Here is a 25,607-nt window from a genome sequence, read left to right as displayed (position 1 = left end):
AAAAAGACGCAAATTTATCTTTTGCGCCTTTTTTTTGTGCGATCTCAAAAATAAAACCACAGTTAAGCATAGTTATGTTTGCACACCAAATGCCTCTGGGTCTACACCCCAATTCACCCACCGAATTGCCTCACGCGCTGATTTCATATTCGGTGGAACTCGTAAAGCGTGAATAAAGCCTGTACTGGGACAAGTCATTTTTAGTAAATGAATTGATTCTTCATCAACATCAGCATCAATTTTTAATAGAGTATATTCTTGCCAAGTATCTAATTCAATAGCTTGTAGTTCTTGGCAAATTCTGGCATAACCAATACCCTGAATTAATACTCGCCGTAGTTCGGCATTTTCTTCTGTTAAAAGCCAAGTAGCTTGCCATTGCTGAGGGTGGATTTTACCGTACTTTTCAGGTAAGGTTACGCCGTGATAGGAGTAGAGGCTATATCCATCGGTAAATTCAATGGCGGGTTCGCCTTCAGCGTGGAGGTGGTTTTCATTGTCGAAGCGTAGGTGAAGGGGGCGATCGCAGATAATACAAAGGTTTTCAAATGGAGAAATCCAACCACAAAACCTTGATAGAGACTGTAAGGTTTTCCATCTTATTTTGCTGTAAGAACAATTTAATACAGATATATAAAAATCTAACCAACAACAATCACTAGCCAACTTTTGTGATTTTAACCAAAGACGATCTAAATTCATCTTAGGTTGAATTTTGAATTTTGATTTTTTTTCAAATACATATTCAGATATAATAAAATCTAGTCTAAAAATAGTTAATTGCCTAATAACCTGCCTATCTAGTTGATATAATGTTTTTGAACTTTTATTAACTAAAGCTGTAGAAATATAGTTAATTAAATTGTTATTTAAATTTATGTTATTCGAATTTAATTTATTATTTCGCTTTTTAAGAATAATTTTCAAACCTGCATAAGGACTGTCACAAAAAATAATTTCCGGCTGTTGTTTACCGATCGCTGTATATGCAGCTTTAACGACTTCCGCCGCCTTTTCTTTATCAATTCGCTCAGTTGAAAGCGCGATCGCTCTCCACTTTTCCCGATAAACTGGAATCAAAGCCTCTTGCTCAGGCGTTAAATTTTCAATCAGCGACATAACGCCAACCTTCAGGCTCGTATTCTCGCTGAATTTTCACCATCCAGTCACCTTGAGGAATAGAAATAGCTTTATGCTCTTCATGAGCTAGCAATGCCGACTCTGAGAACACACGCAAGTAGAGTGTGCTATCTTTTTCGTATAATTCGGCGTTTCCCTCAGTAATGCGATGCTTATGCCCCGTAACTTCGCCTTCTGCCAAAGTTAAGTGAGGTATTTTTTGTCCTTCAATTTGCTGCACAGGCAGTAAAATTACATCACCTTGACGAATTGGTTTCATAGTTTTGCTTTCCTGACATGGATACAAACCCTACTTCGCTTTTACTCTCAAATTTGGTTTAATTTTGGCACAAGCTATATGAAAGTGGGAATTGGGCATTGGGCATTGGTCAATAAATAGTTATTCTTCCCTTCCATTCCCCATTCCCCATTCCCCATTCCCCAATTCCCCACTCCCCATTCCCCAAATTTTAAAACTGTAGTCGCCAATTATGCGTTAGATAAGTTAAAGATTGAAATAGCTGGAAATTCACACCCAGCGTAGCCTTCTCTATCCTTTGGGACAGACTGGGCCACAAGTTCAGGGGATTTTCTCCCAAGCAGACAGTTTATGTGAGGATTAAGTCACCGCCCTAAGCGCGACCTTTTATCTTGACAATTTGCAAAAATTACCTCAATTTGACTGTTTAGCTTAGTAGCTATTCTTTTTATTGAAATTTCCATGTCAACTCTCGTCATCGTCGAATCTCCAACCAAAGCTCGTACCATTCGCAACTACCTGCCAGCAGGCTATCGGGTGGAAGCGTCTATGGGTCATGTGCGTGACTTACCCCAGTCGGCTAGTGAAATTCCTGCTGCCGTCAAGGGGGAAACATGGGCGCAGCTAGGGGTAAATGTGGACGCCGACTTTGAACCGGTATATGTTGTCCCGAAAGACAAAAAGAAAATTGTCACCCAGCTTAAAGAAGCCCTTAAAGATGTAGATGAACTGATTCTGGCAACGGACGAAGACCGGGAAGGTGAAAGCATTAGTTGGCATTTATACCAATTGCTGAAGCCAAAAGTTCCGACTAAGCGGATGGTGTTTCACGAAATTACCCAAGAGGCGATCAAAAAAGCTCTAAAAGACTGCCGTCAAATTGATGAGCAGTTGGTTCGCGCCCAAGAAACGCGGCGGATTTTAGACCGACTTGTGGGCTATACCCTGTCTCCCCTGCTATGGAAGAAAATCGCCTGGGGATTATCTGCTGGGCGGGTGCAATCTGTAGCTGTGCGGCTTTTAGTCACTAGGGAACGCCAACGCCGCGCTTTCCATGAGGGTACATACTGGGATTTGAAAGCCAATTTGTCAAAGGAAAAAACGCCCTTTGCAGCCCAGTTGGTAACATTGGCAGGAACCAAAATTGCTAACGGCAGTGATTTTGACGCAACAACTGGACAAATTACCGCAGGTCGCAATGTCTTGTTGCTCAACGAAGACCAAGCGGTAGCCCTCAAGGAACGCCTAACAGGGAAAACCTGGAGTGTTACCGACATCGAGGAACGCCCAGTGACGCGCAAACCGTCGCCGCCGTTTACCACCTCGACGTTGCAACAAGAATCTAACCGGAAACTGCGCCTGTCAGCCCGCGACACGATGCGGGTTGCCCAGAATTTGTACGAACAAGGGTATATTACCTATATGCGGACAGATTCGGTGCATTTGTCAGATCAAGCGATCGCAGCTGCTCGGAGTTCTGTAGAAAAGCTTTACGGTCAACAATACCTCAGTCCCCAACCCCGGCAATACACCACTAAATCCAAAGGCGCACAAGAGGCGCACGAAGCAATTCGTCCAGCCGGTAGCACCTTCCGCACGCCTCAAGAAACTGGTTTGGGCGGTCGAGAACTTGCCGTTTACGATTTGATTTGGAAGCGGACTGTCGCCTGTCAAATGGCTGATTCCCGCCAAACTCAAATTAGCGTGCAATTGCAAGTTGAGGATGCTGGATTCCGTTCTTCTGGCAAACGAATTGAATTTCCTGGATATTTACGTGCTTACGTCGAAGGTTCAGATGACCCAGAAGCAGCACTGGAAGACCAGGAAGTAATTTTGCCCAATCTGAAAGTGGGAGATCATCCGAATTGTACAGATTTAGAAGCAGTTGGCCACGAAACTCAACCGCCAGCTAGATACACCGAAGCTTCTTTGGTGAAAACCTTAGAAAGTGAAGGTATCGGTCGTCCCAGTACCTACGCCAGCATCATTGGCACGATTATCGACAAAGGTTATGCCCATTTGGTGAGTAACGCTCTTATTCCTACCTTCACCGCTTTCGCCGTCACCGACTTGCTGGAAAAACATTTCCCAGACATCGTTGATCCCAGTTTCACCTCGAAGATGGAGCAAACCCTTGATGACATTGCCACAGGTGAAGCGAAATGGCTACCCTACTTGCAGAAATTTTATCTAGGAGAAAAAGGGCTGGAAACCCTGGTAAAAGAACGGGAAAGTCAAATTGATGCCACCACAGCTAGGACTGTAGAACTGGAGAATCTAGATGCCAAAGTCCGTATTGGTAAATATGGCCCCTACATTGAAGTTACAAATGGTGAGGGGGTAATCACCGCCTCAATTCCCAAAGACTTGACCCCAGCCGACCTCGACCCCAAACAGGTAGAGGTTTTGCTGCGACAAAAAATCACAGGTCCTGACCAGGTAGGTCGGCATCCCGAAACTGGCGAACCGATTTATGTGAAAATTGGTGCTTATGGGCCTTATGTCCAATTGGGTGATAAAACCGACGAAAACCCCAAACCGAAACAAGCTTCTCTACTCAAGGGTGTCACCCCAGAAACTGTTACCCTGGAAATGGCTGTTGGTCTGTTGGCACTACCCCGGACATTGGGAGTTCACCCAGTGACAGGCAGCAAAATCCAAGCAAGTTTGGGACGCTTTGGCCCTTATGTGGTTCATGACCAGGGTAAGGAAGGGAAAGATTACCGTTCCCTTAAAGCTGCTGACAATGTATTGACAATTAGCCTAGAACGTGCATTGGAATTATTGTCCGAACCCAAAAAGGGACGTAGTTCCACCAACAGCAAGTCCAAGGCAGCCTTACGCGAATTGGGCCCACATCCAGAGGACGGGGAAACAATTAACATCTACGATGGCCCTTATGGCCCTTACATCAAGCATGGCAAAACTAATGTGAGTATCCCAGAAGGTCAAACTGTAGAAGATATAACCCTGACTGAGGCGCTTAACTTATTGGCAGCTAAGGCATCTACAGCGAAATCGACTCGCAAAACGACTAAATCAACGACTTCCAAATCTAAGTCAACTGCTAAGTCAACTGCTAAGTCAACGACGGCTGCCAAAAAGAAAGTCACAGAAGGCTAACTGCAAGTCAACTAATTTTAGATTTTGGGTAACACCTTTGGTGCGCTTCCGGCGTAACTTGGATTTTGGATTAAAAGAATTAATTTTGGGGTTCATGCCCCGAGGCCACTTGCTTTATGCCGGGGAACCTGTCCACCCTAGTGGCTCCCCCTTGTAAGTGAAATAAATCTAAAATCTAAAAGACGCTCCTACGGACGCTCGATGACTCGCTAACGCTAACGCTACGCTATCGTAAATCTAAAATTCGTAGTCAAGAGTCCAAAGTCCGATCTTTAAACTCTTGACCCTTGATATTTATCCTTGATAGGATGCAGTTCTCTAGGTTGCAAGTGTGATACTCTAAAAAGTAAGGGAGAACACAACGCCAAATTTTAGAAGTGGCTTATGTCCCAAATACGGGATTGTGTCTGTGCCCGGTTGGAAGCCAGAGGTACGACAATGTGCCATTTTCTGCGTACCTGTTAATCAAAATTTGAGGTAGTATCTCAGGAGCATTCAGTTCATGGACTATATAGAAAAGGTGCTGGAAAAGCTTAAGGAATTAGCACGCAGGCTGATTGAGAGCCTGTTAGGGCCAGAGGCTGAACCGGAACCGGAACTGATTCCGATTCCTGTAAACGATCGCTCGCGTCGTCGCCACTAGAGCCAAAGTGCTGAACTCGACATCACAACCCTTAAGCATTCTGGCACTGCATGGGCCAAACTTGAATTTGCTAGGACAGCGAGAACCAGGAATTTATGGTTCGTTGACACTAGCTGAAATTAACCGCCTGTTAGAAGAAGAAGGATTCAAGTTACAGGTGAAAGTTTTTCCCTTGCAGTCAAATCATGAAGGAATTTTGGTAGATACTATTCATGAAGCATTAGGACAACATCAAGGAATTTTGATTAATGCCGGGGCATATACTCACACAAGTGTGGCATTGCGAGATGCGATCGCGGCTGTTAACTTGCCCACAGTCGAAGTGCATCTGAGTAATATTTACCGCCGGGAAGATTTTCGCCATCATTCGTACATCGCCCCAGTTGCGATCGGGCAAATAAGTGGTTTTGGTGTTCAAAGTTACTTGTTGGGCTTACAAGCTTTGGTAAATCATTTAAGAAAAAATGAAACGTAAAGAATGAAAAATGAATCGATTTTAGAGTTTAGATTTGGAATTAAATTATTCAATCCCAAATCTAAGTTACGCTAGAAGCGCACCAAAAGTGCGACCCAAAATCTAAAATTCTATGCGTTACTCTCCTATAAGTCGATTTAGAGGTACTTTCCTCGGAGCATTTCTGGGGGGAAGTTTAACATCTGATGGTAAAATACAGTCTCAGAGTTACCTAGATTTAGGCAGAATGGCGATTCTGGGTACTGAGAGTTTAATTAACTTGGGTAAATTAGATTTAGATGATTGGATAGCGCGTCAGCAGCAAGAATCTCTTCATTTAGCAGCTGATGATATATCGATAAAAATAATTATTGCCACACTACCAATAGCACTTTTTTTTCACGAAAATCCGATTAAGCTGCGACAAAATTTGCTGCGTTTACTAAAAATCTGGGAAGATGATCCAGTAGTAAGGGATGGAACACTCGCGGTAGCTTATGCGATATCTCTTGCTCTAACTGAAAAACTCGACCCTCTAACCCTCATCCCACAAACAATTTCTTTTCTTGGTGAAACACCGACATCCATACCAAAAAAATTATTAAAAGTCCAGAATTTATTAGGGCAAGGGGCGGGATTGTCAAGGGCGCAAGCTGAGTTTGTTAAGGAAGAAAAACTCAGTAACACTATTGCTATGGCATTTTACTGCTTTTTGAGTACCTTAGAAGACTTTCGCCTTGCGGTTTTGCAGGCTACTCACAATGGCAATTCTAAAGTGCAAGATGCTACATCTCTAAGCTCACAGGCTACAGGTGCAATTACTGGTGCTTTATCAGGAGCATATAATGGTATAGGCGGAATTCCTGTAAATTGGCAAGTCTTGCTCTTGCAAAGAAATTCTCCAGCATGGGGATTAACTAGCTTTTCCCAAATGTTAAAATTGACCGATGCATTTGTGGCGGTGTGGTCAGGAGTGTATGATATTGACCTAAATCCCAGAGAGTTAACACAGGGATGTGAGGAGGCTTTGCTTTCAGTTTACGCAGCTCCCCGCGTTATTCGATCGCGTTAATTTTATTTTCACCGAGAAATGGTGCGGGTACTAAACTCTCAAAATTAGCTTGTTGAAGAAGAATTCAGAAGTCAGAATGGGCTAAACCTTAGCTAAACCTTAGCTATCCGCTAACAGGAGTCAGAATCAAGATGTTCGCAGACTCGCTCTAAGCGAAGTCATGCCGTAAAGCCTGCGGCATAGCTACGCTTAGGGCGCAGCCTCTCGTTCGCGTTAGCGTCTCTGAAAGAGAAGAGAAGGCTTTACGCTGCGCTATCCGCTTTTTCGTGACGCTCGTAGACTCGCTATCGCTGCGCTATCAGAATTCAGAATGAATTCTGACTCCTGACTCCTGTTCGATAAAACATAATAGGACAAGCTTGAATTAAATCCAGCTACCATCTCAATTAACTAGACAAGGGGCTTTTGCCCATTGCTATAGTGTACTAGTCTTATATACTAGAACTTTTCAGCCAACCTCAGACAGATTCTGTCAGTAGCTATTGTGGCAAATCAGCTTTAATTAGCCTCCGTCACCGTAGTTGCAACAGTAGCAGATGAAATTTCCCTGATGATTGTCTTTTTTTGAGCTATCAAAGTAGGCAATTGCAGGCAGAGATAATGAAAATGCAGGAATTTTTGCAGTTCTTAACCCAGCAATTGACTCACTGGCGGCGACAGTACAAAGGACTACGCCGTAAAGGAAAGTTAATGAGAAGTCCCAAAAGTAAAAGCGATAGAAAGCAACTTTTAAGGACTTTCCAGAAGAATGTAATCTTATTTTTATCCAAAAGCAATGACAAAAGCGCTCGTCGAAAACAAGAAAGAGCGCTCCAGTCAAAGGCAAAATCGGTAACAACTAAGAGTAGTATTTATTCAGTCTGTTTAGATTGGGTGCATGAACACCGCTCCTTGGGAATTTTAGCGATCGCAATATTATCCCTTACAGGCGTTATTGGGCAAAAATTATACAACCAAACTCAACTGCAAGTAGGGCATCCCGCGCCCCAAACCATTACAGCGCCTTATACAGCTAAAATCGAAGATCAGAAAAAAACAGAAGCCGAGCGCAAAGCCGTCAGTAGAAGCTCCTTACAAGTGTTGATGCTGGATGCGCGAATGAACGAACAAATCAACGAAAATTTGCAACAACTTCTAGATGATGGTAACGAAATTCGCGTTGTTGCTGGAGCTTTTCCTTTTTTTGATTCTGTAGTTTTGCCCATCTCTACCCAGCGTTACCTCCGCTCTTGTAATGACTCAGAATGGCAAGCGGTACAAGCTGCCGTAGAAAATAGTAAAAATCAGCAGAAGAAAGAAACAGGACAAACCACCTCATCCCGTCCATCATCTATAGCTGCACCCAATCAGGAACACCAACCGCGCACAACACCACAGAAAACAGAGCCAGTTGATTTTTCTCAAAGTACTGATTTTACTCAAGCAGTTGCAGAACTAGAATCTTACCGCCTCACAACTTCTGAAAAAAACTTGTCTTTACTGATTGCCCAAATTTCCCAAACACGCAAAAGATACACTGAAGCGACTACCAAACTTTTACAGTTAGAGACTGTTACCCCAGAAGCAGTATACGAGGAATCATTCCTTTTGGATTTGTCAGATGTGGAGTGGGAAAAAACACAAATGGGAATCCATCAGAGTGCAGAGCGGATTCTTACCCAAGGCATCCCACAAGGACTGCCAAAAAATATCTTACAGGATGCGGTGAGTTTACAATTGCAGTCCCTTGTACCAGAATCCGCCGAACCTTTGGCAAAGAACCTGTTGTTAGCTGTACTCAAGCCGAATCTGCAAAAAGATGAAGAAGAAACGAGAGTAAACGCTCAAAAGGCTGCTGCTGGAGTGCCACCTGTAATGGAAGAGGTACGGCATGGTGAGGTAATTGTCAAAAGAGGAGTGCAAATTACTACATGGAACTTAGAGGTGCTGGAGCATTATCGCCTGGTTCGCCGAGAGGTAAAATGGCGGGGGTTGTTGAAGTTAGGAGGCTTGATTTCGATCGCCATTGGCATTTTTGTCTGGGTAGAACGCCATGTTGATTATGAATTACGACAACGCGATCGCCTATTAGTTTTATTGCTAACTCTAAGTGTGCCAGGATTGGTGACAATGGGATTGCCTTACACCACTTGGAGCGCCCTTGGTTTATTGTTGGGAAGCTTCTACGGCCCGACTTTAGGGTTAACAGTTGTTGGACTGTTGTTGCCGATATTAGCTGTTATCTTGGATATGAGCAAAGTTGCGCTTTTAGCTGGTGCTGGTGGGGCAATATTAGGTAGTTACATAGCGCAACGATTGCGATCGCGTGAAGAATTGGCATTATTAGGGGTTGCGATCGCTTTAACTCAGGGCGGCATTTATCTGGTTGTTAAAATCTTAATTGGTCAAGCATTTGGTTCAACCTGGTATATCGTCCTCCGAGAAGCCGGGTTTTTTGCTTTATCCGGTTTAGGCTGGAGTGTTGTAGCTTTAGGGTTGAGTCCTTATCTCGAAAAAGTTTTCGATTTAGTCACTCCCATCCGTTTAGCAGAGTTGGCTAACCCTAATCGGCCCTTATTAAAACGACTCGCTACAGAGACTCCTGGAACTTTTCAACACACGTTATTTGTAGCTACCCTTGCCGAAGCTGCTGCCAAAGAACTAGGATGCAATGTTGAACTAGTTAGGGCTGGAACATTATATCACGATATTGGGAAAATGCACGACCCACTTGGATTTATTGAAAATCAAATGGGGGGGCCGAATAAACATGATACAGAGATTAAAGACCCTTGGAAGAGTGCAGAGATTATCAAAAAGCACGTAACAGAAGGGTTAGTGATGGCGCGTAAACACCTTTTACCGACAGCGATTCAAGCTTTTATTCCAGAGCATCAGGGAACGATGCTAATTGCCTATTTCCATCACCAAGCCCAGCAAATGGCTCAAGAAGATCCGAGTTTAACAGTAGACGACGCAGATTTTCGCTACGATGGCCCGATTCCCCAATCACGGGAGACCGGAATTGTGATGTTAGCGGACTCTTGCGAAGCAGCGTTGCGATCGCTGCAAGCATCGGCTAAATCTGTGGGAGAGAAGCGATCGCTTAAAGATGTCTCCACCGAACAAGCTTTAACAATGCTGAATAATATCCTGCGTGCTAAATGGCAAGATAATCAACTCGTTGATTCAGGATTAAAACGGGAAGAGATGTCACAAATTGCTCAAATATTTGTAGATGTTTGGCAGCAATTTCATCACAAACGGATTGCTTATCCGAAGTTGAAGGCTAGTAACACTGTGCGGAATTCGTAATGCGATGTCTATGACGGGCTATGACACTCGTTCGCGTATTAGTCCTATAGACACTCTATACAGTTAGCAAATGTTACACAAATAAAAATTATTTATATGAGAAATACTATCAAAAGTTCAATTTTCAAAAAACGTAATTTAGTATTTTTATTGCCACTAACAATATATGTAATATGGATATTGATTATAGATTTATATGGTGTAAATATTCCGATATTAGATCAGTGGAAAGTAGGGGGTGAACAAATAGAAAGTTTTTTCAACAATCAATTATCTTTTGCAGTACTTTATAAACAACATAATGAAAGTAGAAAGTTAATTCCAAATTTAATATTTGTTATTCTTGCAGGTATTTTAAAAGAATGGAATGTGAAAGCAGAAATGATCATAGGATTACTTTTTGCTTTCCTCATGTCAGTCCTGATTTATTTATTGTTGTTGTTAACAAATAAAAGTTTTTATAGAAATATATTTCTGCTAATAATTTATGATTTTTTATTATTGTCACCGTCCTCTTTTAGTAGATGGTTGCGAGGTATCACTATACATAGACTTATCCCTGATGCTTGTTTAATAGTAAATGCATTAATTTTTAGATTAAATATAAATCAAAATCTCAAAGTATGGCTATATTCATTTTCTTGTGTAATAGCACAGTATTCTTTTTCTGGAGGCATTGTTACATGGACTATTTCACTGATATTTATTATTTTTAATAACAGGATAAACTTAAATGAAAAATTAAAATATATAGGCTTGTTTATATTATTATTTACAATATCTAGTATCTTTTACTTTAAGAATTATGTTCAGCCATCCAATCTTACAAAACCAATTGAAATAGTTAAATATTCTTTACAAGATATTACAAGTTATTTTTTGGCATTTTTGGGCAATATTTTGGGAGATTTTTATGAATTAGATATATTTTTAGGATTAATTTTCTTGATTAGTTTCACTTTATTACTAATCTTAAATTTAAAATTTATTAAAGAAGAAATGATAGTATGGTTTACTATTGGATTTTACACAATTGCATTAGGAATCGTAAACACTATTACTAGATTGCCAATGTCTAATAATGAAAATAGCCATGCATTAAGAGTTGATTATATTATTCACTTAGTTTATCTACCATTATCATTAATGGTAATTATCTTGTATTTATTAGAAAATAATAATCAAAAATTTAAGAATTTGACTTTTTATTTGTTAGGCATAATAACTGCATTTTATATTAACAAGAATTATCCTACTAAAATTTTAAACGAATTACAAGAATGGAACTATCACTATAGCTATGCCAAGAGTTGTATTCAGTTAGTCAATATTTATCAAAAAGATGATTGTATTATGGTGCTGTTTCCCTTTGTTGAGCCTACATATTCTTCAAGCTTAAATTTAGTAATTACAAGATTTAAAAATTTGAGTCAATTAAATATCTTTCGCCCTGGAATTGTTAAAGATTTAAAAATCTATAATCAGGGTGAATGGGGCTATATTGATTCTATACAAGAAGACCAAAATGGTTTTTTTAACATTCGTGGATGGGCTAAACTACAAACGAGAGTAGCAGATGCTGTAATATTAGCTTACACAAATGAATCTAATGCTTTGATAGTCGTTGATATCTTATCTATAGGACAAGTGAGACAAGATATTTCAAGGCTTTATGGTTTAAAATATCAAAATTCAGGTTGGTCAGGATATGTGGATTTAAAAAGCAAAATTCCTAATTTTAATAAATCTAATATTCAAGCATATTCATTTGATGCAAAACAGAACATTTTTTACCCTTTAAAAAGTTTGCATTCATAATCAAAATTCCGAATTCAATCTCTAATCTCCAGTACGTCGCACACCAGCCAAAATAAAATTAACTGCTGCTTGAGTATGCTGCTCAATCATTTCTGAACTTAGTAGTTGCAAATCGGGTCTAGTATGTTTGATGTTTTCGTAAGCGTTGAAGTACATATTACAAACCCCAATAATATGCAGAGTTGTGAGAAATGGATCGATCTGACGGAAACAACCTTCTGCCATCCCCCGCTCTAAAATCTTGATGAGATAGCGAAAATTTTCTTGCCAATTTGCCTGTTTGAAATACTTTCCCTGATTTTGGTTGGCTTCTTGAAACCAAAGCATCCCTCTGTGCGGGTGAGCAGCTTCGTAAGCGATCGCTTCTTTGACTAGCACCTTCAACGCCTCCTCTGGTGGGAACTGATCCAAATTTAGCTGCTCAAACCCTTCGTGCATCTCCACCGCCGGACGTTGCAGAACAGCTTCATATAGTCCTTCTTTGCTCTGGAAGTAGTAGTAAATCATCGCTGTGGTGACACCTGAACCTTTAGCGATCGCTCCTGTCCGCGCCCCACTAAGTCCATTTCTGGCAAACTCCGCTTCCGCCGCATCGAGAATCTGCTTTTTCGTCGCTTCTGCATCGCGCACCTGACGCGGCTTTTTAGTTGAAAATTTTGGCTGTGTTAAACGACCCACGTTGCTCCATCATCATAACGAAAATATATTAACTAAAAAATTGGTTAGTAGTTGACATAGAAAATGAAATTTATTACATTAATATCAACTAACTAAAAATTTAGTTAATTGTATAATTCATTCATGCAGTAGCCGAAGTTAGCCAAGTAAATGCTTGGTAGTGTTAGTTCATCCATTGCAGATAAGACTTGAATTTCCCAATTGCCGTTCGAAATAGCAATATAGGGCAAGTGGCACCAGCTTGTTCACAACTTTTAATTTCCAAGATTCCGTTACCTTTTGCTAACGCATCTATCGAACTTCAATAAATAACTTTTCAATATTTTGGAGGAAAAATGGAACCAATTTTACCAGGTGCGCCTTGGTTAATCGCGCACAAATCTACATTAGGAGTCAATAAACCCAATAAAATAACTTTAAACGGACAGGATTATGTCATTTGGCAAAACCCAAAAGGCGAAGTATTTGCCCTTGATAACATCTGCCCACACATGCAAGCTCCATTATCAAACGGCTGGATTTGTCAAGAGAGAGATACTATTACTTGCCCTTTTCATGCACTAGAATTTGATGGACAAGGCAGACTACAGCAAGGAGAAAAAAAAGATAATCAGCCAATTACCAAACCATTAAAATTAATTATTAGCAATGATTGTATCTGGACTTATGCCGGATTTGAGCCAAGATTACCAATTCCCGATTTGCATCAAAAAATTGTGGATAAATACGAGTTTCTCGGAGTAACTGGGGATAAAAGTATTCAGGGTGAGTTCTTGACTAACCTGATGGTTAACTATGACTATAATCATCAAAATGGTACTCATAAAGAACTATTTAAAATTACAACTTGTAACGTCAGTGCTTTTGAAGAAAAAGGATATTATGCCACAGTTAAACAAGAACTGATCAGAGCTAACAACACGCTAGGAGAAATTATCAAAAATCCTGTTTTGGGAATCTTTCCTAAAACACTTTCTAACACACTAGAATATGCATTTCCTTCAACTACAGCTTTTTTTGCTAAAACGCCAATTGGTGATATTGCTCAAATTCATATTCTTTATCCTGAAACAGAAAAAATCACCAAGACGTTTATTTTGATGTATGCCAAAGTCGTCAATCCTTTGATGAAATTTCTGTTTAAAAGCTCAGTTTTACAAGCAGCAGCCACAGTCATCGAACAGGATACAGGTGCAGTTGAAAGTTTGTATCCTCGGCAAAAACCAAAAATTAAATTGCCAAATGAAGAAATTATGTTCTATGCAGAAAAACTCTACCACAATTGGTAATTTTGATTTGCAAAGCCTAACTGCGCTTTACAATTAAACTGTAGCTAACACTGCTGGAGATACTCAAATATGCGGCAACTAAAATCCGCCGAGGAAATGCCTGGTAGCTATGGCTTGCCCATCTTGGGGGAGACTTTAGAAATATTTCGGGATTTAGAACTGTATCTATGGCGAAGATTTCAGCAGCATGGTTCAATTTTTAAAACTAGCGTCATGGGGCGTAAACGTGCTTATTTAATTGGCCCTGATGCTAATCGGCTAGTGCTGGTGGAACAGGCTGAAAAAATGTCGTCGCGGATAGGGTGGTATTTTTTAGAATCAACATTTGGCAATAATATTTTATTACAAGATGGGGAAGAACATCGGTTAACTCGTCGCTTGATGTATCCAGCATTTCACGGAAAAGCGATCGCTACATACTTCGACACCATTCAAAATATCGTGCAAGACTTCCTTAAAGATTGGAGAGAGCAAGGAACGATTTCCTTAAATTCTAGTTTCCGTCAGCTTACCCTGATAGTTGCGACTCGCCTATTTTTGGGAAGTCAGAACAAGAGCGAAGTTGAGCAAACCAGTCAGTGGTTTACACAACTGATAGATAGCAGTATGGCAATATTGAAATGGAATGTCCCTTTTACCTTATATGGTCGCGGTCAAAATGCTAGGGGTAAATTAGTGGCTTTCTTGCGTCAAGAAATCGCCCAACGTATCGAGCAGGGTAACTTAGAAGAATCAAAAGATGTTTTGGGATTGCTGCTAGCAGCTGTTGATGAAGACGGCAATAAGTTGAGCGAAACACAGGTAATCAACGAGGCATTACTATTGCTGTTTGCTGGACATGAGACAACAGCCTCATTACTGACTTGGGTAATCTTTGAATTAGGTAATCACCCAGAATGGCGAGAACGGCTGCGCCAAGAACAACTAGCAGTTGTGGGAAATAATCCCCTTAGCCTGTCTCATCTCAAACAATTTCCACAGTTAACCAACGTGCTAAAAGAAGCAGAAAGACTCTATCCGCCAGTGTATGCCTATAATCGTGGTGTCCTCAAGGATATTGAGTATGGAGGCTATCGGATCCCAGCAGGTTGGTTTGTGACTATTTCGCCAATGCTGACTCACCGTTTACCAGAACTGTACACCGAACCCGATCGCTTCGACCCCGATCGCTTTGCACCACCTCGTGAAGAAGATAAAAAACATCCTTTAGCGCTCATGGGTTTTGGTTATGGTTCGCACAGTTGTTTAGGTATGGAATTTGCCCAGATGGAAATGAAAATTGTGCTTTCCACACTACTTCGCCATTACGACTGGACAGTAAAACCGGATTATTCTGCGATCGCTCCAGTTCGCCAGCCTTCTAAAATTAAAGATACTCTACAAGCATATATTGAGCCTTTGGTGATAAAGCATCCTTTGAATAGTCAAACATAAATCTTTGATTAAACAAATCGATTTTGCGCGTTTAGAGACGCAAAACTATGCGTCTCTAAACAGGTTGATACTGAAAGTGTTAGACAGTAAATGTGATACCAGGAGTGATAGCACTTAAGCTGACATCCTCAGCCACAGCAATCACATCACCGAAAATTGGCGAACCGAAGAAGATGACCGTATCTAAGATAGATGAGTCATTTGAAAAAATACCACTACCAAAACTATTATTAGTATTGAAGTTTTGCTGTACAAATGTGTAATCGCTAGCAGAACCGCGAAGAGCGATCTTGTCCCCATCTAGTAGAGAAAAATCTGCGATCACAGCATGACCAGCTTGCCGATAGGAGTCACCTAGGTTAAATGTATCAACAGATTGAACCCCTCCAAATGCTAATCCTCCTGTTAAAATATCTATCTCTCCGCTATTAAAATTACCACCACCACTGAGGGTATCATTACCCTTACCTCCCGAAAGAATATCATTGCCAGAGTCACCATTTAGGCGATCGTTACCTATATTTCCATCAAGGCGATCGTTGCCCAATCCGCCAAATAGTACATCGTTACCGCTACCAGCTAGCAGAATATCGCTGCCATCGCGACCATTAAGAATTACATTGACGTTTTGGCTGGCACGACTGGCATCTATGCGATTGTTGCTATCTCCTCCTTGGATTTCGACGCTTTCAATATTTTGGAGGGTATCAGTACCTGTGGCTGAATCATCGAGATTGGCCCCAGGGCCAAACTTACCACCTTTGAGTTGGCTTTTGTTTGGGTCATTTGCAAATGAGAAAAGCTCAAAGTTATTGTCGCCATTTATGAATAGGAAGTCCTCACCTCCTCCTCCGATATATTGGTCATCACCCGCTCCATCTAAGGCACCATCCGAAAAACTATCTCTCCCGCTTCCACCTTGGATAAAATCATTTCCTTGTCCACCATTAAAATTATTGTCGTCATTTCCACCTATGAGGGTGTCATTGCCATTATTGCCACGCAGGAAGTTAAATCCCGCTCCTCCTACTATGCTGTCATTCCCATCACCACCGTTGATCTGGTCAAGACCACGGCTACCTATGATAGTGTCATTACCAGCACCACCAAAGAGAAAGGTTCGCCCGGACAACAGAGCTTGAGACGCATTAATCGTGTCATTACCCGCAGTACCAGTGAGCCTGACATTCTCAACCTCAGAAAATTGGTGAGCTAAATTACCGACAAACAGCTGATTATTGGTCAAGAAATAATTTGAGGCTCCCTCAACACGCAGTTCGTCATCACCTGCACCGCCAATCAGGGTATCCCCAACATCGCCGAGAGCCGGAAAGTTTCCGTTTTGAGCGATGAGAATATCGTTACCCGCACCGCCATTAACGCGATTGTTTCCAGTTCCACTTATAAGAGTGTCATTGTCATCGCCGCCGTTGAGAGTGTCGTTACCAGTGCCACCATCAAGGGTGTCTCTGTTAAATCCACCATCAAGGAAATCATTACCAAGCGATCCTGATAGAGAATCATTGCCAAAGTTGCCTATTAGAGTATCATTGCCCGCACCACCAAAAACCGTATCGTTACCGGCCAGAGCATCGATTTTATCATTTGCTCCATCAGCTATAATTTTGTCGTCAGCAGGAGTTGGGGTTCCACTAATAATCGCCATAATTTTGTATCTTTGTTTGATTTGGTTGTGAGTTTGTGTATTGTTTTCTTGATTTAGACTTTGGACAAATTTTTCAAAAAAGCTAAATTTGTCCAAAGCCAAACAACTGCTATTGCTGTTATTACCAGGTTGCCTTTTGAACTCAAAAAGGTAAATGTGGATAATTTAAGGAGTTTGATTCCCAAAAAACCAACGGCAAAAGTGGTCAGGTAAGGTTAAGTAAGAAAGTTTAAGGACAGTAATCTTTGCTGAACCAGGACAGGACTGGATTTCAGCCATTAGAATATTATTTGCGAAAAAATCTGGAAAGTTAAAAGTTCGGACTGGATCTCAATATATAAATAGTTGTGATTCATCCATGAACAATGGACTTTGAAACGGCATTAAAAATATTAGATGCAGCAGTTGTTACTCAGACAAAAAGACATCTGAAAGATATTGAAGTAACCATACTGCGTAGCTCTTGGGAAGGGAAGAAGTATGACGAGATTGCCCAAACTCATGGCTACACTACCGAATACCTACAGCATGATGTTGGCCCGAAATTATGGCAGATGCTATCAGCAGCATTTGGCGAAAAGGTCGGTAAAAAAAATTTTCAAGCAGCACTAGAGCGACGGCGTGTTTCCTGGACTGCTGCTTCATCAAAGCGGTTAGAGACAATTTTACAGCCTCAAAAGCTGATGTCATCTTCACAGCTAACAATGGAGAAATTGGCATCGAACAACTCAGTTTCTGAAGAAAATAGCAAGACATTACTAAGCGTATACACAAACGAACAACCCCTACTGAATGCAGAGCCAGAATTACCTGTAGGTCAAGTCCCTCTCTCTTCTAGTTTTTATGTTGAACGCCCTCCAATTGAAGAGCGTTGTTATCAAGAGATTTTGCAGCCAGGTTCCCTGATTCGGATCAAAGCACCTAAACAAATGGGCAAGACCTCGCTAATGGCTAGGATTCTTGATGAAGCTAGACAACATGGTTGTCAAACAGTTTCTATCAGCTTCCATTTAGCAGATAAAGCAGTTTTCGCCAGCTTGGATACATTTTTGCGCTGGTTCTGTGAAAGTGTTGGTAGAAAACTGAAGCAACTTCATCAGTTAGATGATTATTGGAGCATTTATGGCAGCAAGGATAAAACTACTGCTTACTTTGAAGAGTGTTTGTTAGAAGAAATCGATAGCCCATTAGTAATTAGCTTAGATGGTGTCGATCGCATTTTTCCCTATCGTGACACTGCCGAAGACTTTTTTAACCTGTTACGAGCTTGGTATGAGTATGCTAAGTATGGCGATCGCAGTAGCGAACTCTGGAAAAAACTCCGGCTAGTTTTGGTACATTCCAAAGAAGTTTATATTCCGCTAAATATCAATCAATCTCCCTTTAATGTAGGATTGAGCATTGAATTACAAGAGTTTACTCCAGAACAAGTCCAAATTTTAGTTGCACGTCATCAGGGACTAAATTGGACTGATACACAGGTCAAAAAACTGATGGATATGGTAGGAGGACATCCGTATTTAATCCGGCTAGCTCTTTATCATGTTCAACATCGGTACATTACCCTTGAACAGTTGTTGCAAACAGCCGCAACTGGAGCTGCAATTTACCAAGATCATCTCCGAGGACATTTGTGTAATCTCGAACACGATCCAAATTTAGTGACAGCTTTTAGCCAGGTTGTAAAGAGTTTAGTACCGATAGAATTAGACTCGGAATCAGCGTTTAAATTACATAGTATGGGTCTAGTGGTATATTGTAATGACAATAAGGTGATGCCACGCTGCAATTTGTACCGCCAATATTTTCAAAATCGCTTCACTTAGTACAGTTTTGCGTAATAATCTTAGCCTTTTTTATTAATGCAGAGGGATGCATTGGCATTGTAGCGAGATACATTGGCATTGCAGAGGGATACATCGACATTGTAGAGGAATACATTGGCATTGCAGAGGGATGCATCGACATTGCAGAGAGATGCATCGACATTGTAGAGGGATGCATTGGCATTGCCAAACTTAATTTGCTACGAATTAATGAAATGCTGTACTTGTACCAATTTTTTGTAAAACTGCACAAAATCCAGTTTAGTAAAACTTGGGGCTTAAGCCTCTTGTTCTAGAGTAAACTCACAAGTAATCGGTATTAAGTGTAGATTTTACCTAAAATTATACGTTGCTGATAGCTGGAAGTTAGGATGCATCCGACGAGCAAAGCAGAAAACTCACCTTATAAATATCAAATCGGAGGGAGTCTGCAAATTGATGCTCCGTGCTATGTGCAGCGAAAAGCCGATAAAGATTTTTATGATGCACTCAAGGCCGGAGAATTTTGTTATGTCTTCAACTCGCGGCAGATGGGTAAGTCTAGTTTGCGAGTGCAAACAATGCGTAAACTGCAAGCAGACGATATTGCTTGTGGTGTTATCGATATTACGGCCATTGGAAGTCAAGATATTACCCCATCTGAGTGGTATTTGGGTGTGTTACGGAGGTTAGCACGTAGCTTCATTCCCAAATTCAAAGTATTGAGTTGGTGGAGCGATCGCTCTGGATTATCACCAGTGCAGCGCTTGAGTGAGTTTATTGAGTCGGTGCTATTGGCAGAAGTCTCTGAAAACATGGTGATTTTTGTAGACGAAATTGATAGCATTCTCAAGTTAAACTTCAAGGATGATTTTTTAGCTTTGATTCGAGCTTGCTATAACAAACGAGCCGACAATCCAGCTTATCAGCGTCTTACCTTTGCCTTACTAGGGGTAACTACTCCCTACGATTTGATTCAAGATAAACACCGAACACCTTTTAATATTGGTCGAGCAATTGAACTAAGCGGTTTCCAATGGCATGAAGCTCAACCATTAGCTGAGGGATTAGTGGGTATCGCGAATCCTCAGATAGTGTTGCAAGAGATTTTAGCTTGGAGTGGCGGTCAACCTTTTCTGACTCAGAAGCTTTGTCAATTAGTTGTTGCATCTTCCTCTGTCATTCCAGCAAACGGGGAAGCAGAGTATGTTGAGAAACTGATACGTTCTCAAGTAATTGAAAACTGGGAATCTCAAGATGAACCAGAACATCTCAGGACGATTCGCGATCGCATTTTGAAAAGCGAACGGCATACTAGACAATTGCTGCGCCTTTATCAGCAAATTTTGCAAACAGGCCAAATCACAGCAAATAACAGTCCTGAGCAAATGGAATTGCGACTCTCAGGATTAGTGGTCAAGCAACAGGGTTACTTAAAAGTTTATAACCCCATTTATGCTACTGTTTTTAATCAAAATTGGGTTGATAAAGCTTTATTTGACTTACAATCGGTAGCAACACGGCAAACATTGTCCAGCCAGCGATCTTTTCAAACTGTGCTGATGTTAGCTGTGGTTGTCACAGCCTCGATAATGGGAGTGCGGCATCTTGGACAATTACAAGCTGGGGAGCTAAAGGCTTTTGACCAACTGCTGCGGCTGCGTCCTAGCGAACAAACAGATCGCCGCCTTTTAGTAGTTGCGATCGCTGAAGATGATTTTAAGCTTCCTGAACAGCAAGAGAGAAAAGGGTCGCTCTCAGATCGCGCACTGGCTCAAATTGTCCAAAAACTCGAAAAGTTCAAACCACGAGCTATTGGCTTAGATATTTATCGTGATTTCCCTGTAGATGCCAAAGAAGCACCTTTAGCCATTTGGATGCGGCGTAGCGATCGCTTTATTGCTATTTGCAAAGTCAGCGAACCGACAATTAATGAACCAGGCGTTTCACCCCCTCCAGAAATTCCTATAGAACGTCAAGGCTTTAGCGATTTTGTCCAAGACACGGATGGTATTCTCCGCCGCCATCTGATCGCTATGCAACCAAGTGACTCATCCCCTTGTACTACGCCATACTCCTTCAGCGCTCAATTGGCATTTCGTTATCTACAAACAGAAGGCATTGATATCAAGTACACCAAAAAAAAAGATTTACAGATTGGTAAAGTTGTGTTTAGGCGCTTGCGAGTGCATATTGGTGGCTATCAGAAAATGGATGACTGGGGCTATCAAATATTGCTAAATTACCGTTCCTCTGGCTCTCCCTTAAAGGCTGTGGAGCAAATTACCTTAAAAGAGTTGCTCAGAGGTGCGATCGATCCCAATCTTGTGAAGAATCGGATTGTACTTATTGGTATTACTAACCAAAGCGCCGGTGATTATTTTTCCACCCCCTACACTACCGATCGTAAGCAGGAAATTCCAGGAGTTATGGTTCATGCTCAAATGGTGAGTCAAATTCTCAGTGCAGTTTTAGATGGACGAACCCTGTTGTGGGTTTGGCCTGTTTGGGGTGAGGCTTTTTGGGTCTTTTTCTGGTCTGTTTTAGGAGGAATATTGGCATGGCGGATTCGTCATTCCTGGCTTTTAGGAATAGCGGGAGTTGCTGTAATTGCTGCTATATCGACAATTAGCTTTTTTATGCTGCTGAAAGGTATTTGGATACCGCTTATTCCGGCTGCGATCGCTCTGGTCGTTACAGGCAGTATTGTAGTAATTTACAGCCTTTCTCAAAGCAGTGACAGCAATAAATATATTTAGCCAGTAAAGGTTTGCGAAAATATCTTTTATGCTTTTGAAGATATAAATAGCCTTTATCCAACAAAGGCAGAGGGCAGGAGGCAGGAGGCAGGAGGAATACTGCAACAGCCCTCTGCCGCGACCAGACGGGTCTTGGGTTTAAGACCCCCACCAAATTTTTAATTTGGTGGGCACTGAGCGTAGCCGAAGTGTGGCTTTTATTCAGAAGGTCTTATTCAGACCCTTCTGCCTCCTGCCTCCTTCAATATTCTGCTTATTATATTTATCCTAGCCATTTCAAGGTGGGTAAAAATTTTACTGTTCACTTAAAAAAGGCTATGACTAGCTCTGTAAAATTGGATAGTTGCTAATGGAAGGATGTAAAAACGTTCAGTTAGTTGTGATATGAGCTTAGGTCTTCGACAACTTAAACTTGCCTTTGCGATCGCTTTGGTATCGTTCTGCTTCACGCCAGTACAAGCACAGCCTATCAAATCTAAAGTTCTCCCATCGTTGATTTTTAACGCACCTCCTCCCCCAGATGACATTAACGCACCAGGTAATCGCGTTGGAGGAGGGAAGCGCGGCTGCGAAAACATGGACAAGCAGCTTACTACATCTAAAGAAAAGCTACTGACAGCGTTAGTTCCGGTTTACCCGTTTCCAAATACAGAATTAGTCTTTGGATTAACAACTAGTTCTCATCCAAAGTTCTGGTTTTACGTTCCTGATGTAACCGCAGTTTCCACAGAGTTCGTGCTACAGAATGAAGCGGGGCAGACTGTATATCAAACCCCTGTTTCGCTGCCTGGGGTACCAGGAATTATTAGCCTTTCTTTGCCATCAACAGCTTCCTCGTTAGAAATTGGCAAGCGTTATCATTGGTACTTCAATATTTACTGTCATCAACAACAACCACCTGTTTTTGTTGATGGTTGGATTAAAAGGGTCGAACCTAACGCCCTTCTAAAAAGTCAGTTAGATAAAGCTACACCAAACCAGCGCGTTGCTCTTTATGCCACTAATGGTATTTGGTACGAATCCCTGACTGCTTCAGCCGAACTTCACCGTATAGACCCAAAAAGTGCTGATTGGGCTAAGATGTTGCAAACTGTTGGTCTAAATGACATTGTTACAGAACCGATAGTAAACTGCTGCCAATCGCTATAACCAATTGCCCACTAGGACGTAAGGTGCCCAAAATATGGGATGTTGATACTTAGGGTTCTTTAATAAAGCTAGTTGGGCTTGACGGAGTGCTTCGGCTTTAGTTAGCTGTTTGCTAATTAATTCTCCGTAGAACCGACTCATCAGTTCTGCTGTGGATTTATCATCCACATTCCACAAAGAAGCAAGTGTGCTGCGTGCCCCTGCCCGTACAGCTATTCCAGCAAGCCCCAAAGTCGCCCGCTTATCCCCAGCAGCAGTTTGGCAGGCGCTAAGAACCAGTAATTCGATCGCACTAGCTTTTTCGCTATCTCGAATCCGAAGTAGGCTATCTAACTGATTGACGTTGATCCGACCATCCCAGGTGAGAATAAACGTCTCCTCTGCTTTGGAACTAAACTGGCCGTGAGTTGCAAGGTGGACTACTGAGAAAAGAACAGAATTGATTTCTTTTTGGAAAGTTTTGCTAGTAAATTCTTGATTGAGAAGCACTGTAGTCGGGACTTCAGACTTAATTTGGTTCAACTCAAGCGCTACATTGCTCAGAGCAGAAAAGCCCTGACGAGCTTCAGTAATTCCGGCAGTCAAAACTTTTACTTGTTGCTGTGACAGAGACTTTGGGGCTAATAACTGTAACCCTGGAGTCAAAGCGATCGCATATTTCTCGATCAGATATTGTTGACCGTCGTACAGAGCAGCCATTGGAATATTTCGCAAGGAACCATCCAAGACAAATACCAAAGTTTTGATTTGGGATTTAGCTAAGTTTTGCTGTGCTGGTTGCAGCAGCCAATTATATACCTGCCTGGATAATAACTGAGTTTCTTGCAGTGTGTAAGGTTTGATCAGTTGTTGTCGCAATTGTTCTAAAGTTCTTTCCACTTCCATTGCAGTGATGGCGGTTTTGTAATGGCGCAATGGTTGTTGAGGTAACTTGAGAATAACTTCTAGTTTGTCTGCCAAAATAATTGGATAGATAACTGCCGCCGTCGGATCTTTTTGATCGATAACAGAGTCAATTTGGATTGGTTTTCCTTCCAAGCAAGCAACCCGAAAGAAGTTGTCGAGTTCAGCTAGTTGTAGAGATTCAATAACGGCGCGAGCTTGGATTAGGTTCTTTTGGGAGTTTCCTTCTGATTCCAACAGCAAATTGACCAACTGCCGATAGATTGGCTCTACTTCATCTCGAAAAGAAAACTGTACCTCTGGATTAATCGCAACTAAATCGTTGCGGAGGGACTGAAGGATTTTAACTGATTCGGTGTAAGCTGCGATCGCCCCCTTAATATCTCCCTGTGCTTTCAGTAAGCGTCCTAGCTGCCATTGCCAGCGATAGGTAATATCTGGCACATTTATGGCTTGGGATAGAATTAAGGCTTGCTGAGTGAGTTCTTGAGCGCTACTAATTTGTTGGGTCTGTTCGTATAATCCTCCCAGATTTCCCAGTGCATAAGCAACTGAGCGCTGGTCTTGTAAATCTCTGGCTTGTTGAACTGCTATAGCCAAAAGCTGGGCAATTTCTTTCACCTCGTGCCCGTTTACGCCTTTAGCTCTTAATTTCATGAGACTTTGAGCAAAGTTAATTCGAGCATAAATCGTCTTGCGACTGGAAGGCAAATTAGGGATTTGAAGTTGAATCTGAGACACCAACCCTTGAGCAGCAGTTAATTGATTGTCATCCAACAGTAAGTGAAGTTGATTCAAATCAGCTTGGATGCGTGTAGTTAAAGAGGTAGAGGTAGCGGCAGCCTGTTGATAGTAATTGAGAGCGGCTGGAATATCGTGCTGGGCTGTGGCGGTGTTGCCTAAACTGAGCCAAGTTTCACTTATTATTTGAGGAGATTGCTCTGGCATTCGCATTGCCACCTCTAAACTCTGCTGCAAAATTTGTCGAGATTGTTCTAAATTGCCAACTACTTGCAGTACATTGCCAAAGCTACGCAATCCTGTAGCTTTGAGAGTTGAGTCGGGTTCATTTTGCAAGTTTTGGTTAATCTCAGTTAATATTTTCTGGGCTTGACGATAATGCCCCAAAGTTTGCAATGCTTGGGCAGAGTTAATCTGGCTGCGGATTAAGTTAGTCTTGTCTTCTATCTGTGCATAAATTGCAGCTGCCTGTTGCCAGGTATTTAAAGCTGATTCAGCTTTTCCTTGTGCTAATTGTAGGCGACCTTGAATATCTAAAGCTTGGGCTAAAATTTGCGTGAGGGAGGCTGGCTCGGTAAAAGTGTTTATATTTTGTCCAGTCTGTAATAGATTAAGACTTTGTGCGTGAAGCGAAGCGATCGCATTGCGAATCGCTTGACTGGCTTTAGACCACTCTCCTAATTGTTGATAAGCCAAGGAGAGATTGCTCAAACTCATGGCTTCTCTGAGTTCATCCTTTTGAGCTTTGAAAGCGATATATGCTTGTTGAAAGACTAAAGATGCTTCATAAAAACGTTCTGTTTCATATAAATTTTTGCCCTGTTGCAATAACTCTTCAGCATTAGTTACACCTTGAACGAAGACGCAGGGTGAAGAGAGCAGAGAACAGAGGGGAATGACTTCTGACTCCTGCTGTGAAGTGGAGCGGAACATGGATTTGAGTCCCCCACTTAATAGAAGTGGTTTTTGTGGCTGTGAAGTCGAATCCATATCTAAACTATCTCTCTTGCTTCCTGCCCCCTGCTCCCTTACCTCTTTTTCAATAAAAGAGTTTTGGGCAGCTATAAAAGCGAAAGTAGGCGGTAATATACTAGTGGTTAAAAACACAACCAAGAGTAAGACTAGAATTCCCGAACGATTCACTTTTCTGTGTAAATACTTCAACAGACGGCGGATTCTCCAGAAAAAGAAACCATTATTTCTTTTCACATTCTTGCCCTCAATGCCTTTTGCGTCTTTGCAAAAGATATCTGGTCTGGTACTGGCAATCTATTTACTAGTTATTCATGATAAGCAAGTGGGCGTAGATAATTGCCTATTGCCTATTCCCTATTCCCCATTTCCTATTGCCTATTGCCTATTCCCCATTCCCCATTCCCTATTCCCTATTCCCAACAATAA

16 protein-coding genes are annotated in these 25,607 nt (G+C 41.5%); 11 read left to right on the top strand and 5 right to left on the bottom strand.

Going from position 1 to position 25,607, the window contains the following annotated elements; genetic code table 11:
- Positions 1-72 precede the first annotated feature (72 nt).
- Both IQ274_RS00125 and IQ274_RS00120 read right to left on the bottom strand, forming a co-directional pair.
- Positions 73-1,119, bottom strand: a complete 1,047-nt coding sequence (locus IQ274_RS00125) for a DUF6745 domain-containing protein (RefSeq protein WP_193866989.1) — start codon at positions 1,117-1,119, stop codon at positions 73-75.
- Positions 1,106-1,399 carry a hypothetical protein gene (locus IQ274_RS00120; protein ID WP_193866988.1) on the bottom strand — a complete coding sequence of 98 codons (294 nt, stop codon included), beginning with the start codon at positions 1,397-1,399 and terminating at the stop codon, positions 1,106-1,108. Before IQ274_RS00120 ends, IQ274_RS00125 begins: the two co-directional genes overlap by 14 nt.
- Positions 1,400-1,840: 441 nt before the next feature.
- Here IQ274_RS00120 and topA point away from each other — a divergent pair, with 441 nt between their 5' ends.
- The 6 genes from topA to IQ274_RS00090 all read left to right on the top strand — a co-directional run bounded on the left by topA (position 1,841) and on the right by IQ274_RS00090 (position 11,782).
- On the top strand, positions 1,841-4,501 hold the full coding sequence (gene topA, locus IQ274_RS00115; RefSeq protein WP_193866987.1) for a type I DNA topoisomerase: 2,661 nt from the start codon (positions 1,841-1,843) through the stop codon (positions 4,499-4,501).
- A 502-nt stretch (positions 4,502-5,003) separates the two neighbouring features.
- Positions 5,004-5,144 carry a hypothetical protein gene (locus IQ274_RS00110; protein WP_012410890.1) on the top strand — a complete coding sequence of 47 codons (141 nt, stop codon included), beginning with the start codon at positions 5,004-5,006 and terminating at the stop codon, positions 5,142-5,144.
- Between the two features lie 7 nt (positions 5,145-5,151).
- The gene (gene aroQ, locus IQ274_RS00105) at positions 5,152-5,619 is read left to right on the top strand and encodes a type II 3-dehydroquinate dehydratase (RefSeq protein WP_163938153.1); all 468 of its coding nucleotides are present in this window, start codon (positions 5,152-5,154) and stop codon (positions 5,617-5,619) included.
- A 112-nt stretch (positions 5,620-5,731) separates the two neighbouring features.
- Positions 5,732-6,670 carry an ADP-ribosylglycohydrolase family protein gene (locus tag IQ274_RS00100; protein ID WP_193866986.1) on the top strand — a complete coding sequence of 313 codons (939 nt, stop codon included), beginning with the start codon at positions 5,732-5,734 and terminating at the stop codon, positions 6,668-6,670.
- A gap of 600 nt (positions 6,671-7,270) precedes the next feature.
- The gene (locus IQ274_RS00095) at positions 7,271-9,964 is read left to right on the top strand and encodes an HD family phosphohydrolase (protein ID WP_193866985.1); all 2,694 of its coding nucleotides are present in this window, start codon (positions 7,271-7,273) and stop codon (positions 9,962-9,964) included.
- Positions 9,965-10,060: 96 nt separating this feature from the next.
- Positions 10,061-11,782 (top strand): hypothetical protein, encoded by a 1,722-nt coding sequence (locus tag IQ274_RS00090; RefSeq protein ID WP_193866984.1) that lies wholly within the window; start codon positions 10,061-10,063, stop codon positions 11,780-11,782.
- A gap of 21 nt (positions 11,783-11,803) precedes the next feature.
- Here the strand turns inward: IQ274_RS00090 and IQ274_RS00085 are convergent, their stop codons facing one another.
- Positions 11,804-12,460 (bottom strand): TetR/AcrR family transcriptional regulator, encoded by a 657-nt coding sequence (locus tag IQ274_RS00085; RefSeq protein WP_193866983.1) that lies wholly within the window; start codon positions 12,458-12,460, stop codon positions 11,804-11,806.
- Between the two features lie 335 nt (positions 12,461-12,795).
- On the opposite strand from IQ274_RS00085, the gene IQ274_RS00080 reads away from it, so the two are divergent.
- Positions 12,796-13,749 carry a Rieske (2Fe-2S) protein gene (locus tag IQ274_RS00080; protein WP_163930254.1) on the top strand — a complete coding sequence of 318 codons (954 nt, stop codon included), beginning with the start codon at positions 12,796-12,798 and terminating at the stop codon, positions 13,747-13,749.
- Between the two features lie 69 nt (positions 13,750-13,818).
- Complete coding sequence (locus tag IQ274_RS00075; protein WP_163930252.1) at positions 13,819-15,183, top strand: cytochrome P450; 1,365 nt, start codon at positions 13,819-13,821, stop codon at positions 15,181-15,183.
- Between the two features lie 79 nt (positions 15,184-15,262).
- On the opposite strand, the gene IQ274_RS00070 is transcribed toward IQ274_RS00075, so the two are convergent.
- A complete protein-coding gene (locus tag IQ274_RS00070; RefSeq protein ID WP_193866982.1) occupies positions 15,263-16,849 on the bottom strand; it encodes a calcium-binding protein in 1,587 nt (528 codons plus the stop codon).
- Between the two features lie 365 nt (positions 16,850-17,214).
- Between IQ274_RS00070 and IQ274_RS00065 the strand changes: the two genes are divergently transcribed.
- From IQ274_RS00065 to IQ274_RS00055, 3 genes are all read left to right on the top strand, one after another.
- The gene (locus IQ274_RS00065; RefSeq protein WP_193866981.1) at positions 17,215-18,675 is read left to right on the top strand and encodes an AAA-like domain-containing protein; all 1,461 of its coding nucleotides are present in this window, start codon (positions 17,215-17,217) and stop codon (positions 18,673-18,675) included.
- A gap of 371 nt (positions 18,676-19,046) precedes the next feature.
- Positions 19,047-21,413, top strand: coding sequence for a CHASE2 domain-containing protein (locus IQ274_RS00060; protein ID WP_193866980.1), 2,367 nt, complete (start codon positions 19,047-19,049; stop codon positions 21,411-21,413).
- A 384-nt stretch (positions 21,414-21,797) separates the two neighbouring features.
- Entirely contained in the window at positions 21,798-22,562 is a 765-nt protein-coding gene (locus tag IQ274_RS00055; protein ID WP_193866979.1) for a DUF928 domain-containing protein, read from the top strand.
- Here the strand turns inward: IQ274_RS00055 and IQ274_RS00050 are convergent.
- Positions 22,557-25,415 (bottom strand): CHAT domain-containing protein, encoded by a 2,859-nt coding sequence (locus IQ274_RS00050; RefSeq protein ID WP_322745162.1) that lies wholly within the window; start codon positions 25,413-25,415, stop codon positions 22,557-22,559. The genes IQ274_RS00055 and IQ274_RS00050 overlap by 6 nt on opposite strands.
- Positions 25,416-25,607: the final 192 nt, after the last annotated feature.

Origin of the sequence: Nostoc sp. LEGE 12447 (assembly GCF_015206985.1) — a bacterium.
Taxonomy (GTDB): Bacteria; Cyanobacteriota; Cyanobacteriia; order Cyanobacteriales; family Nostocaceae; genus Nostoc.
The sequence above is the reverse complement of the archived record's forward strand: the minus strand, read 5'-3'. Positions and strand labels throughout refer to the sequence as shown.

Bases quoted from the DNA above. Each gene is read 5' to 3' on its own strand.
- IQ274_RS00125 (WP_193866989.1), bottom strand. From the start codon at position 1,119: ATGTCGCTGATTGAAAATTTAACGCCTGAGCAAGAGGCTTTGATTCCA.
- IQ274_RS00120 (WP_193866988.1), bottom strand. From the start codon at position 1,399: ATGAAACCAATTCGTCAAGGTGATGTAATTTTACTGCCTGTGCAGCAA.
- topA (WP_193866987.1), top strand. From the start codon at position 1,841: ATGTCAACTCTCGTCATCGTCGAATCTCCAACCAAAGCTCGTACCATT.
- IQ274_RS00110 (WP_012410890.1), top strand. From the start codon at position 5,004: ATGGACTATATAGAAAAGGTGCTGGAAAAGCTTAAGGAATTAGCACGC.
- IQ274_RS00100 (WP_193866986.1), top strand. From the start codon at position 5,732: ATGCGTTACTCTCCTATAAGTCGATTTAGAGGTACTTTCCTCGGAGCA.
- IQ274_RS00095 (WP_193866985.1), top strand. From the start codon at position 7,271: ATGAAAATGCAGGAATTTTTGCAGTTCTTAACCCAGCAATTGACTCAC.
- IQ274_RS00090 (WP_193866984.1), top strand. From the start codon at position 10,061: ATGAGAAATACTATCAAAAGTTCAATTTTCAAAAAACGTAATTTAGTA.
- IQ274_RS00080 (WP_163930254.1), top strand. From the start codon at position 12,796: ATGGAACCAATTTTACCAGGTGCGCCTTGGTTAATCGCGCACAAATCT.
- IQ274_RS00075 (WP_163930252.1), top strand. From the start codon at position 13,819: ATGCGGCAACTAAAATCCGCCGAGGAAATGCCTGGTAGCTATGGCTTG.
- IQ274_RS00070 (WP_193866982.1), bottom strand. From the start codon at position 16,849: ATGGCGATTATTAGTGGAACCCCAACTCCTGCTGACGACAAAATTATA.
- IQ274_RS00065 (WP_193866981.1), top strand. From the start codon at position 17,215: ATGGACTTTGAAACGGCATTAAAAATATTAGATGCAGCAGTTGTTACT.
- IQ274_RS00060 (WP_193866980.1), top strand. From the start codon at position 19,047: ATGCATCCGACGAGCAAAGCAGAAAACTCACCTTATAAATATCAAATC.
- IQ274_RS00055 (WP_193866979.1), top strand. From the start codon at position 21,798: ATGAGCTTAGGTCTTCGACAACTTAAACTTGCCTTTGCGATCGCTTTG.